Genomic DNA, 12081 nt, shown 5'->3' with positions numbered 1-12081 from the left:
GAGCCGACACGCCCATGCCGTCTCTGAGGCTCCCGCGTCGCCGCCGCCAGCCCACTCGGCAGCGGGAACGGGCTGGTCCCGACCCGCACGTTCCCGCCGACTTATAACCCTGACACCGACGCCCAGGACCCGACATGAGCAAGCCTGACCGTTTGTTTACCTCGCCGTTCACCTGCGCAGTAGATGGCCGCGAGCATCACGTCACTGACGAAGCGTTCGCCGCCTCACGCGCCGACCACACGCTTCCGTTGGTCGCCGTCTGCGGACACCTCATCGACCTCCAGCCCACCACCAGCACCTGTGGGCGGGGTTGCCTCCGCTGCTCGCGCATGATCACTGCGCCCTGCGTACAACCCGACCCACGCGAGCTGCCGCGCGACGTCGCCGACCTGTGCGCACTCAATGGCATCCCTCGGCAGCGCGACCGGGCGAGTCATCGGCGCCACGGAGCGATACACCGCCTGCTACACCACCGGCCGGTGTCATGACTGACTTGAGGCTCGTACCCGACCTTGACAACGAGGCCGCCCTAGCCGCCGCTGCGCTGCGCACCGAAGGCGCCGGGTTCGCTCCGTTCCCCCCGGACCTCGGCAGCCCTAGACAATGCAACCGCCACGCCGGACGCCCACCGTGCAGGAAGCGGCACACCTTCGCTGAGCTCAGCAGCGCATACGAGAACTCGCAGACGGCCGACACCGTCTCCCACGTCATAGACGACCGCGCTATTAAGCCAAGTCCTCGCCGACCAGCGACAACGGTGGTTAATCGCGCGGAACCTCAAGCGGGATTCCGCGGGCGCCGTGGTCATCTGTCGGATGTGGCGCTCGGAGGTCAGCTTGCGGATCCTCGCTGACGAACTGGCCGAGGTGCCTCGGTGACGACACCCGCTGCCGCGTCGCTGCGCGCGGCACCCAATGAAGTCCTGTCGGATCTGGTGCGGCTGCGGCTGGTGAGCTTGCTCGATACGAACCGGTGGTGCCGCTTCCCGTTCCTGTGCGAAGCCACCGGTATCTCCGGTGACCGGCTCAAGCGCCATTTCTACCTCCTGCGCAGCCGGGGCTACGTCCTCACGGTCCGTGGCAAGGACGGAACAGGGTGGGCACTACTCACCACGCACGGTCAGACGCAGCGCGAGGAACACCTCGCCCAACTCGGAGCCCTGCTGCCCTGCGCCCGCAGCGTGGCCGCCATGGCAACAGCCCAACAACCGGATTGGTTCAGGGCGGTGGAACAGCCGTGAACCCCGAAACCATCGAACTCGTCCGGGCGCTGGGCGCGGTGCACCAGCACATTCCCCGGGTCATCAACGACCTGCTCGTCGAGCAGCTTCCCCAGGCCAAACAGCGCGAGTTCGCCGAACTGCTGCTCGGCCTCGGCGAATTGCTGCACACACACGCGGAGACACCGCTCAAGCCAAGCACCGAACTCATCCTGCCGCCTTTCGCCCCAGGGCGGCACGCGCTGCGTGAGCCGCCGGGGCCCGAGCCGCCACCAGCCACGTGAACGGGTGGGGATGGGTCAGCGTCGCCATATTGGCGGTAGCAGTGGGCGTAGTCGCGATGTGGCTCAGTGCCGAGCTGGCAAGTGCTCGCAAGCGCCGTCAGTTCCTCGAACGCCACCGCGACCGATCAGTTGCCGGTATCGCCGAGCGGATCGCTCAGCAACGCGAAAGAGACCGGACCACAGCGCGGTCGACGGCTGATCCAGATCTGACCGACGTGCTGCCGACTGTCCCGCCCGCCGAACGTGAGCCACGCCAGCAGGATGCCCCGACCATCGTTCTTCCCGCCGCGCGACCTCGCCGGACGCGGCGCTACCTGGAGAACTCGCCAACCCCATACCCCCGCACACCGTTGCACCGGCCGGATCCCGCGGTCATGCAACGGGTACTGGACGGCCTGCGGCGGCTGCCCGACCAGCACACCACAGCGGCTCCCGTCGCCACCCGGGCGACGCGACCGATATCCCGTTTCCGTGAAAGAAAGTCAGATGCCGACTCCGAATCGCCAAACGACCTTGACCGACGCGATCGCCCACCTGATCGGGCTGGAGTTGGAGGATGAGCAGTCGCCCTGGCACAGAACGTTTCCCAGGCGCAGTGAACTGGCAAAACGCTACCAAGTCTCACTGAGGACTGTCTCCAGCGCCTTCGCGCTCTTGGGCGTACGCGGACTCGTGGTCAAGCACGGCAGGAGGTACGCCTCTGCGCGACAGAGCGACCGACCCGCGAACCGGCTGGCTGCGCTGGCTGCCGACCTCGCCAAAGCGATCAACGACCGGACCCTGACCGGCCGACTACCAGTTCAAAGGGAAATCGCCCACCGGTACAACACCAATGATCCGCTTGTCAGCAAAGCCATCACCATCCTCGTGCAGCAAGGCTTCGTCAACGGTGACCACCGGACCGTCGCCGCACACCCCCCGACCACCTTCACCCCACCAGAACGGCAAAAGCGTAGTCCGCGGCTCGACCGACCACGGCGAATCAACCGCAAAACACCGGAGCGGCACGTCTTCTCACCCACGCAACTGATCATCAACGACCTCGTCCATGAACACCCGGCCGGCCTCGACCACGCCGGTATCTACGCCCCGGACGACATCGCTGAGCAATACAAGGTCTCCAGTGAAGTCGCCGGGGACGTCTACTTCGGCGTACTGCAACGGTACTGACCCCAGCAGCCCACGAGCCCGACAGAACCCTCGCCCACTCCCACCTGTCTGCACCCCGAAAGGACCTACTGTGAGTTCGCCTCTTGCGTTGCTCGGCGGTGTACCCGCCGTCACCGAACCGGCACCGCACTTCACCTGGCCCCCATTTGCCGGCTGCAGCAGCCAAAGCGTGCTGCACCAGGTGCATGGGGCCAGCTCGTGTGCGGGCACACCCGACGTAGTTGCCCAGCTCGAGGACACCCTGGCGGCGTACGTGGGCGTGCGTCACGCCGTCGCCACCAACTCCGGTACCGCAGCGCTGCACGCGGTATACCTCGCCAGCGGCATCCGACCACGCGACGAGGTCATCGTGCCCGCCTACACATCTTTTGCGACGGTGACGCCGCTCCTGCACCTCGGCGCGGTGCCGGTGCTGGCCGACAGCGAGGAAACCGGCAACATCTCGATCGCCGAGGTGGCAGCGCGGATCACCCCGAACACCAAAGCCATCGTCGTGACCCACCTCTGGGGCATTCCCGCCGGCGTCGCGGCGCTGCGCAGACTCGCAGACTTCCACGGCCTGCTGCTGATCGAAGACGCGTCCCACGCCCACGGCGCTACCGTCGGCGGCCGCAAAGTGGGCAGTATCGGCGATGCCGCGGTGTTCTCCCTGAGCACCCCGAAGCCATTGTCCGCGGATGAAGGCGGCTTGGTCCTGACAAACGACGACGACCTCTACCACCGGCTGCTGGCGCACGGCTACGGCGGTACGCACGGACTAGAAGAGGTCCCAACGACTCATCCGCTGCGCCCCTATGCCGCCGCCAGCAGAGGATCGGCTTCGCGGCTTCATCCGGTCGCCGCCGCTGCGGCACTTGCTCAAGTGCCGCAGCTGGACGGCTACCTGGACGGCAGGGCCGACGTCGCCGAATACCTTTGCGATGAATTGCGACATGTTCCGGGGGTCATGGTGCCCATCCTGGACGACGACATTCGAGCCGCCTGGTACCGGATGCCACTCACCTACCTACCGGATGAACTCGATGGCCTCCCGGTAGAGCGGCTCGCGGAGGCGCTACAGGCCGAGGGACTCCACGAACTCCAGAGGCCCCACTCGCCCTGCCCACTGAACCTGCTGCCCCTCCTTCAGGATCCAGCTCCGCTGTTTCCCGACCATCCGCAGCTCGACAGGATCGCCTACCGCCCAGGACAGTGTCCTATGGCCGAACGAGTCCACCGGTCGACGCTCACGCTGCCGGTCTGGCACAACGAAGAGGACGTGCCGCTCGTCCGCCAGTACATCGCCGGGTTCCGCAAGGTGGCCGAGCACCACCACGCGCTTCACTGACGCGACGGTCGGCTTCAAGACCGCCGAAGTGCCGCGGCTGAAAACCTTTGCTGTCACAACCCGGCGTGGGTGGTGTTCAAGATGGAGATGCATTGTCGCGGTGTTCCTGACTCCGCGACGATACGGTCGTCGTCCGTGCGGTAGGTGAGAACCCGTCCTTGGCCAGTGAGGTCGAGGGCAGTGATGGGGCTGGAGCGAACACGGTCGCCATCGTCGCGAGTGGCGGTGTAGAACTGGTGGACCGCATCGCGAGGTACTGCCATCACCTTGTTGAGGTAGTCGATGTCATTGGTATCGACGGGCTCGGCCAGCGGGGACCGAGACACCGCGTACGGATCGTCGTAGAAGTCCTCGGCCACCCGCACGGTCTTGATACGCGCGCCAGGCACATCCGGCAGAGCGTCAAGCAGGTGCGTAGCGTGCCACTTGTCCGCTACAGGCTCCACGGACACGACGTGGTCGTCGGCGGCGACCCGGACGGCGTGACCGTCGTGGGAGGCGACGAGGATTGCGCCGTGCGTTCCGTCGCCCGAGTGGTGCGACCAAGCGTAGAACTCACGGCCCGCCAGCCCGATCACGCGAAGCGTGGCTTTCCACAGCGGGTTGAGCCGGTCCCGGCGCGCCAAGCCATGTTCAGTAAGCAGCGCCATGGTGCGGGCGTGTAGGTCCCGCGCGAAACCGTCACCGGTTACGTAGTGGGTGTTCGTGCCGAAAATGGGATGTGGTTCGCCGAGACCGACCATGTCCCACACCGTCAAGAACGCGAGTTTGGGCAGCACGACCGGACGATCGATCACACTCACCGTAGGTTCACTCCGAAAGTCGCCGACGTCGGTTGAATAGGTGCTTTACGCACCGATGGTGGGCGGCACCGGAGGAAGCCCGGTGGTGGGGTCCAGGTCGTCGCGGGCCTCATCGGTGAACAGGGTGTCGCTGTCGAGGACGTACTTACGCTGGTGCTCGGCGTCCTCCTCCTTCGTGCCACGCCCAGCCTGCGCCATTCCACCCGGCCCGCCCTGCGCACGACTGCCCGCGGACTTACCGGCCCCGCCGATGGCGCCGCCGCTTGTGCCCGGCCCTCCCGGGAGCCCTGTACCGGACTGGCGGCCGCCTCCTGGCACGCCACCGGCGCCGGGCTGCCCCGGCAGGGCCTTCCCGCCCGTCACGTTGCCGAGGTCGCCGACTCCGACATATGGCGTGGTCGAGGCACCGCTGCCAGTGCCGACGCTGGTACCCAGAGGCAGCCAGCCTGTGCCCGGGCCTGGCCTGGGGCCAGGCGGGTCCGCCGAGGGCGCATACCCGGCTGCCACGGTGTCTTCTTCGCCGCGGACGCTACCCGGTGGCACAGCCGTCCTGCCGCCGGAGCCAACACCAGTACCGCTCCCGGTGCCGGTGTGAGCGCCGGCCGAGTGGTCTCCGGGCGACACGGTGGTGGACAGGGGTGTCGTCCAGGGCCGAGGTGGCGGCGGTGTCACTGGCTGTGTGGTCCTGCTCTCGTGGTGAACGTCGCCGGGCGTGGATTTGTCATCCGGCGGCGGGGTGACCGGGTCCTTGGCGATTGTGAGATCGCCGTCGGCGAACGTCCCCAGATCGCCGTAGTCGGCGCGCAACGCGCCGCTGCTGGTGGAAGTGTGATCGGAGTACGCGTTGTACAGCTCGAGGTTCTGTCTCGCAGTCGCGTTGTAGTCGTTGACCGCTTTCTCGGTGTCGGTGTCCCACGGTTTCGCGCGGTCCCAAAAACTGGTCTCCGGCGGTGGCGACGGCATCTTCTTGACGTTGGACTGCGTGTAGTCGAAATGAGAGGCGACCGCGCCGACGTTGGTGGAGTTACCGTCAAACGTGGCACTTGCGGAGTCGAGCACGGACTGAAGTTTCTGTATCCGTGCCCCGGCGGCATCTGAGGCCTGACCCGTCCAGGCGGACTCCAGCCGCGTCGCCATTTCACGCACCTGCGTCGACAAATCCCCATGCTGCTGAGCGACCGCTTTCGCTGTGACAGAACCGGCGTGCCACTCGCGACTATTCCCAGCAAGAATTAGATCGACCTGCTCAGCGATCGGCGACGGCGGCACGCCCTGGTCGTTGAACAAGTTCCGCGTCCAATGCCACGCCTCCCGTCCACCATGCACCAGATCATCCGCGGCACCGGAGAACGCCTTTCCCACCTCGTCGAAGAACCCCATCATGCACCGGCCTTCTGCCGCAACGTCGTGATCATGAGCCCGGCAACCTTCGACGCCGCCTCACATGGGTCAGCCGTCGCTGTCTTCCTGCTGCTCAAGAAGGCCGACACATCGATAGACAGATCATCAGCGAGCCCGACACTGACCTGGCAGTCACCCGGCGTGAAGTCGTGCGCCACCGCGGGGAACCCCAGGACCTGCGGCATCTCTTTCCACGCCTTCGTCTTCGGCTGAGTGTTCTGATACACCCCGCTCAAGCCAGTGTGGGTTTCGGTGTCGTAGGTAAGGGCCACTTTGGCGCCCGTGGGGAGGTTCGACCAGGAGCAATCGGCGCCGAGTCCGGCTAAGTCGCCACGTTTGCCCGGCACATCGACGACGATGGCTGCCTGCACCTGCTCAGAGGTGAGGGCAGCGCACGGATCGGTCGACAACACCGAGACAGGAAGCGGGTTTTGTACTTTTGGAGCCCCTGCGTACGGGAGGGACGTGACCGGGGACGAGGCCGCCGGCGTCGACGATGACGACGGGCCGGAACCACCGCCCTTACCCGAACATGCCGCCACCAGCGCAGTCGACGACAACAAGGCAACGGTAATGGTAAGAGTGCGGCGAATCATGAAACAATACTCTCCTGACCAGATCCAGCCTTATTGACAGCGTCCTTGTTTTGCTGTTCGACCTCGCCGGTAATACCGAGCGCTTTTTCCAGCTTCTCAATCATGGTATTCATATAGGTAAGCTCGGTGCCGACTTGATCAACGCCGGCGTCAAACGCGGCCGCCGCATCCCACACCATAAAACCTGTCATCGCACCGCGGGTAAGTTTCTGATTATAGGTCGCGCTTGCTTGGTCCTGCGCCGGAGGCGTCAACTTCTGCAGACTCGCCGCCTGCCGCTTAAGGTCTTCAAGCTGATCGCGAATGCCGTACGCCTGATTGAGGATGTCGCGGGCCTCGCCTTTCCGCAGACTGAAGCCCTGCCCCGCAGCGACCGGTTGCGTGGCCTCGTTGACCTGGGCCGCGCCGGCAAGCAGTCGCACTTGACGGTCAGCATCCGCCGCCACCCCCGGCCCCGGCTGGCTCTCTGGTTGCGTCATACCTCGCCCACGTTCCCCTCTGCCCAACACTGGCATCCCCGCGCGTGCTGTGTGACGACGCGCGAGGCCCTGCGGTTCCACCGCTAAGTCAGACAACCTCGACATCTTACGGTAGCGGATTGATCACCCAGGAGCATCCGCCCTGCGCATTAGCACCAAAAGGTCACTGAATGTAGTCGAGGACCGGCTTGCCGGTGACCGCAGGAGCAACTGGTGCGATGTGAAGACCTAGGGAAATACGCGAGCGCTGACAACCAGCGTAGACGTTATGATCTCGGTTGCGGGTTGATGACCCCGGCGCGCGAGGATGCGGCGAGATCGAGCTGGGGGTTTCGTGCACGAGCTGAGCCACCAGGAGCTGGTTGCCGAGAGCAACCGCGACCTCTTCACACAGGCAGCTGGCTTCGAGATCGAGTTCTTCGCGCGCGGCAACAACACCGCACTGCGGTTCACAGACGGCCACGGCCGACAGATCGCAGGCTTCCCCTGGTGGGACGATATATACCGTGATCTGCAGACGTGGACCTTGGCCGATGTCCCGCTGGGAGACATCAGCCGGCCGTACAGCGACCGTGATCAGTGCTGGCGCATCCTGATCTGGCAGTACGCCGACCGCGTCTACATCGCCGAGGGCTCGGACGAGTCACCATTCCACAGCCTGCGCTGGGTGACAGTTGACGAGTACACCAGCGCCTGGGCTGACGCTCTGGCGCGAGCGCGCGCTGTGCCGTCCTGACGATCGTGTCTCTTGGATGACTGACCTGCCACTGACCAGTCGCCGGTGAACGCTCATGCCGATGAGCGGATGACGCGAATTGCAGCAGAGAGATGTCCGAAGGCGACGCCCAGGGTTAGGTCATGGCGATGTCGGCCCGTTGGACATGCTTTGCAATTGTTCAAGGACGCGGAGTGATTGATCAAGTGCTGCTCTGTGTACTGCTGGGCGCTGCTCGGCCAGCCGGCGCCGGATACCGACGGCCTCGGTGATCGCGGCCAGCCCCTCCTCCCACCGACCCAAACCACCCAGCCGGACAGCGAGGTTGTTCAAGCTCATGGCGAGGTTGGGCAGGAACGCGTCGGGGCGCTGCTCGGCCAACCGGCGCCGGATACCAACGGCCTCGGTGATCGCGGCCAGCTCCTCCTCCCACCGACCCAGACCACCCAGCCGGACAGCGAGGTTGTTCAAGCTCGTGGCGAGGTTGGGCAGGAACGCGTCGGGGCGCTGCTCGGCCAACCGACGCCGGATACCAACGGCCTCGGTGATCGCGGCCAGCCCCTCCTCCCACCGACCCACGTCACCCAGCCGGACGGAGAAGGTATTCAAGCTCATGGCGAGGCCGTTGGCGGTTTCTTGAGTTGGGCTCTCCTCGGTCGTCTGCCGGTGTCGTTCCACCAGCGCTTGCGCGATGCCGACTGCCGTCTCGGCGAGTACCTGACTTCGCTCAGGTAGCGCGCCGGACAAGCGCTGCAGCATCGCGATGCCGGTGGACGGGTCCGTAATGCGCTGGTCCAGGGCCCGCAGCAAGGGGCCAGGTTGCTCCAGGCGTGTCGCCGCCCGAATGGCGGGGACCAGCAACGCTGGGTGTCGCAGACACACTGCGGTCACCGCATCCCCAACTCGGGGGCCCAGCGCGGCGTGTGCCGCCGCGCGGGTGGCCACGATCAGCAGCCGTTCCGCTTCCACCTCGCTGGCCTGGGTGGCCAGGCCCTCGACCACCGAGGGTCTGGACGCGTCCAGGAGCAGGCGTCCGACCAAGCGTTCGGCCAGCCGATCCGGCGCCAGGCTGTCGAAGGTCTGATCCTTCCCGCCGGGGTAGAGATGCAACACCCATCCCCGCACTGCCTCTCTGCGGTCCGCGGGCAGATCCGCGACGGCCGGTATCCGCGCCAGAACCGCGTCAAGTTCGCCGAGGGTGGCAGGGCCGAGCAGGACGGTGGCGGCAACCACGTCGGCCAAAGTCGCCTCCGTGAGGTCGAGGTGACCCGCGTGAGCGGCGGTCCGCCAGTAGCCACGTTCGTGATCAAGCAACCGGTCCTCCGGCTCCCGCCCCGCATCATTACCCGGACTGGTCGCGGGCAGGTTCGCGGTATCGAGCAGATCGGCCAATGCCACCATCTGGACCGCCAGCACAGTCCGCCCGCCCACGGCCGGCGCCGACCGGCCGGTCAGCGTGGCAGCGGCGACCTCCCACGGCTGCTGGTCCTGGCCGGGAACACGCCTCAATGCCGCGGCGAACGCCGTCACCGCGCCCCGGTAGCTGTCCTGGCGGGCCTCGACGGAGTCATCCAGCACCGGCAACGACGCGACCCTGGCGGTATCCACAAGGTCGCGCACTGTGTCACCGGCCGCCGGCAACTCGATCCACCAAGCACCCGCGGTGCGGGCGAGCAACAGCAGCTTCACCGGGATCGAATCAGGTCGCCGGGCCAAGACCTCGGCGAGCTCAGCGAATTGGCCGGTGCGGCTCTCGGCATAGTCCAGCACGATCAACGCCGGAACCCGGACCTCGGCCAGAGTCTGCAACGCGACAGCCTCGGAATTCCGGTGAAGCCAGAGCACAGCCCAGCCCTCACGAGCGATCTGATCGGCGAAGTGCAGAGCCAGACGCGTTTTGCCCTGTCCGCCCGGACCGTGTAGCAACCACACCCCCAGCCCCGGCAGCCTGCCCCACCCGTCCAGGTCCGCGAGCAGGTCCTCACGGCCATGGAAAGGGACCACCGCGCGCCGTGCCGGCAACAACCCTGCTGGCGACGTGACCGGTGCCCCGGCCCACGACATCGCCTGCACGTCGGCCAGCGGCCGCAACTCGACCGGCTCACACCTAGGCCCGGTAGAACCGGTGTGAGCGTCGATGACCGCGGCGAAGCCAGGGTCGGACAGCAGTAGCGATATCGGCACCGTCTCCAGCGCGGCGTGGGCGCGGTCGGCCGGGTCGCTGACGATGACGCCGGTGAGCAGGTCACCGCAGAACATCGCCGCCCCCGACAGGCCACCCCACGGCGAGGTCCCCACGGGGGGATGACTCGTCAGCTTCATCAGATAGCGGTCACCGACCATCCGATCGCCCGGGTTGAGCGTGCCCGAGAGCTGCTCCACCTCGATCGAGCGGTCCGGGCGCTGGACCAGATTCGGCACACCCCAGCTCTCGCACCCGATCCCCGGGCGGTGCGTCACCGAACGCCCCCAGCACACCCTCGCAAGCCCTACCGGGTTCCAGTCCGGGTCATCGACCACGACCAGTGCGGCGTCGTCGCGTCCGCCTGGTGTTCCGCACCACGCCACGGTCGCGGTGAACGCACCGGCCCGTCCGGGCCGGAACACCACCACCGACGCACCCGCCCGCGCCACAACATGCGCCGACGTCAGCACCAGCCGCGGCGCAACCACATACCCCGATCCCGGTCCACCCGGCCCAGTCACCGCGGCGACCCGCTCCCACTCCACCCCGCACCCCCGAACCGGTCAGCGACCTACGTGACCCGACACATCCCCCGGACCTGCCGCCCGCGTCGTCTCACCGGCCACCAGCAGATTGGGTGTGACCCGGCCCCAACGGACCCGAGCCGAACACACTCTCACGCCGCATGTGGGTGATTGGGCGGTGCTGGCGGGCGAACTTCGGGTTGACAATGGAGGTCATGACCACCACACCGGGAACTCTCCCAACCTCAGCCTACGACGATGATCTTGTGCTTCGGTTTGCTGCGGAGGCTTACGTTGGCCGCTATATCGGCACGTCTCGCGTAGCTGCAGGTCAACGACCCATCTCCTTGGCGAAATAGGCGGCCGCCTCCCGCAGAATCTCCTTCTCCACCTCCAGTTCCGCCACCCGCTTACGCAGCGTCCGCAACCCATCCTGACCGGCGCCACCCAACGCAGCGGACGGCCGCCCGGCCAGCTTCTCGGCGGTCCTGACCCAGGCGCGCAAGGTCTCGTGGTTCACGCCCAGGTCGCGGGCGACCTGACGCAGCGGACGATCCGAGGTGTGGACCAACTCGACCGCGTCTTTGCGGAACTGCTCGGGATACTTCGACGAACGTGGCACCAGGACATCCTTCCCCAGACCACTGTCTGGCTCAGAGTGTCCGGCCCAAAGGGAGAACCTCAACCGTCTCCAGTCGGTCAGTTCATTTTTGGGTGTCTATAGTTCTGCGCAGCGGACCTCGAGCCGTCTGGCAAACTTGCGCGGCATGACACGTCACGAATCAAAACGAAGAGCAACCGGCCGCTCGGCACGTCGCGCTGGCAACGGCCTACGGCGCCCCAACCGTTTCAACGGACTCCGTCGACGTAGCCGCCGAAACTACCAGCGATTGGTCACCACGTTCGTCGCAGCGGTGGCTGTAATTTCGATAGCCGGAACCTTTTTCTATCGACAGCCTGCCTTTGCGTTTACGTGCTTCATCATCGTGGCTCCCTTCACTATTGCTTTTCTAGCGTATCAAGCGGCCGATCACTTCGATCTAGATTCAGCAGTGCGTTCTCAAGTTGGCCTACTTATGAAAAAGGCAGCTGGATTCGCGCTTGTCGGGTTCGCCACCGTCGGTGTGCAGGCCGCGTTTGAGCCGCTGAAATTTGGATCGGACGCCAGCTTAGTCCTTGCACTGGCAACCCTCGCAGGTGTCGGATTGTGGCCTCATGGTATTGAGGCACACCACATCGTGAAACGCCATCTACGCTCACGGACGAAGTGGGGAACAAACCTTGAAGGACCGACACCGCGGAACACGAGAACTTATCCCCGTTGCAACCCTGTCAGGCGTTCGGCCGCCCCGACAAGACTTGCGCAACGCCGCAGGTG

At 65.9% G+C, this 12081-nt stretch carries 11 protein-coding genes; 5 read left to right on the top strand and 6 right to left on the bottom strand.

Features of this window, described 5'->3' with window-relative positions; translation table 11 throughout:
* Nucleotides 1-874 precede the first annotated feature (874 nt).
* The 4 genes from QMK34_RS03250 to QMK34_RS03235 all read left to right on the top strand — a co-directional run bounded on the left by QMK34_RS03250 (nucleotide 875) and on the right by QMK34_RS03235 (nucleotide 4000).
* Nucleotides 875-1240, top strand: coding sequence for a transcriptional regulator (locus QMK34_RS03250; RefSeq protein ID WP_326411259.1), 366 nt, complete (start codon nucleotides 875-877; stop codon nucleotides 1238-1240).
* Complete coding sequence (locus QMK34_RS03245) at nucleotides 1237-1503, top strand: hypothetical protein (RefSeq protein WP_326411257.1); 267 nt, start codon at nucleotides 1237-1239, stop codon at nucleotides 1501-1503. Before QMK34_RS03250 ends, QMK34_RS03245 begins: the two co-directional genes overlap by 4 nt.
* Nucleotides 1504-2016: 513 nt before the next feature.
* Nucleotides 2017-2673: a hypothetical protein gene (locus QMK34_RS03240; protein ID WP_326411255.1), complete on the top strand. Its 657-nt coding sequence runs from the start codon at nucleotides 2017-2019 to the stop codon at nucleotides 2671-2673.
* A gap of 70 nt (nucleotides 2674-2743) precedes the next feature.
* Complete coding sequence (locus tag QMK34_RS03235) at nucleotides 2744-4000, top strand: DegT/DnrJ/EryC1/StrS aminotransferase family protein (RefSeq protein ID WP_326411253.1); 1257 nt, start codon at nucleotides 2744-2746, stop codon at nucleotides 3998-4000.
* 53 nt (nucleotides 4001-4053) lie between these two features.
* On the opposite strand, the gene QMK34_RS03230 is transcribed toward QMK34_RS03235, so the two are convergent.
* Genes QMK34_RS03230 through QMK34_RS03215 form a run of 4 tightly spaced genes read right to left on the bottom strand, consistent with a single transcriptional unit; the run spans nucleotide 4054 to nucleotide 7279 of the window.
* On the bottom strand, nucleotides 4054-4803 hold the full coding sequence (locus QMK34_RS03230) for an ESX secretion-associated protein EspG (RefSeq protein WP_326411251.1): 750 nt from the start codon (nucleotides 4801-4803) through the stop codon (nucleotides 4054-4056).
* A gap of 45 nt (nucleotides 4804-4848) precedes the next feature.
* A complete protein-coding gene (locus QMK34_RS03225) occupies nucleotides 4849-6186 on the bottom strand; it encodes a hypothetical protein (protein WP_326411248.1) in 1338 nt (445 codons plus the stop codon).
* Nucleotides 6183-6800 (bottom strand): DUF3558 domain-containing protein, encoded by a 618-nt coding sequence (locus QMK34_RS03220; RefSeq protein ID WP_326411245.1) that lies wholly within the window; start codon nucleotides 6798-6800, stop codon nucleotides 6183-6185. The genes QMK34_RS03225 and QMK34_RS03220 overlap by 4 nt, the downstream gene beginning before the upstream one ends.
* On the bottom strand, nucleotides 6797-7279 hold the full coding sequence (locus QMK34_RS03215) for a hypothetical protein (RefSeq protein ID WP_326411242.1): 483 nt from the start codon (nucleotides 7277-7279) through the stop codon (nucleotides 6797-6799). Before QMK34_RS03215 ends, QMK34_RS03220 begins: the two co-directional genes overlap by 4 nt.
* A 334-nt stretch (nucleotides 7280-7613) precedes the next feature.
* Between QMK34_RS03215 and QMK34_RS03210 the strand changes: the two genes are divergently transcribed.
* Nucleotides 7614-8015, top strand: a complete 402-nt coding sequence (locus tag QMK34_RS03210) for a hypothetical protein (protein WP_326411239.1) — start codon at nucleotides 7614-7616, stop codon at nucleotides 8013-8015.
* Between the two features lie 120 nt (nucleotides 8016-8135).
* On the opposite strand, the gene QMK34_RS03205 is transcribed toward QMK34_RS03210, so the two are convergent.
* The gene (locus tag QMK34_RS03205; protein ID WP_326411236.1) at nucleotides 8136-10667 is read right to left on the bottom strand and encodes a tetratricopeptide repeat protein; all 2532 of its coding nucleotides are present in this window, start codon (nucleotides 10665-10667) and stop codon (nucleotides 8136-8138) included.
* A 367-nt stretch (nucleotides 10668-11034) separates the two neighbouring features.
* Entirely contained in the window at nucleotides 11035-11325 is a 291-nt protein-coding gene (locus QMK34_RS03200; protein ID WP_326411233.1) for a transposase, read from the bottom strand.
* Nucleotides 11326-12081: the final 756 nt, after the last annotated feature.

This window comes from Amycolatopsis sp. H20-H5 (assembly GCF_035828755.1).
Taxonomy (GTDB): Bacteria; Actinomycetota; Actinomycetes; order Mycobacteriales; family Pseudonocardiaceae; genus Amycolatopsis.
Note: the sequence above shows the minus strand (reverse complement) of the source record. Positions and strands in the feature narration are given on the sequence as shown.

What these genes read in the sequence shown, in the direction of transcription:
- QMK34_RS03215 (WP_326411242.1), bottom strand. Translation starts at nt 7,279, where the DNA reads ATGACGCAACCAGAGAGCCAGCCGGGGCCGGGGGTGGCGGCGGATGCT.
- QMK34_RS03220 (WP_326411245.1), bottom strand. Translation starts at nt 6,800, where the DNA reads ATGATTCGCCGCACTCTTACCATTACCGTTGCCTTGTTGTCGTCGACT.
- QMK34_RS03225 (WP_326411248.1), bottom strand. Translation starts at nt 6,186, where the DNA reads ATGATGGGGTTCTTCGACGAGGTGGGAAAGGCGTTCTCCGGTGCCGCG.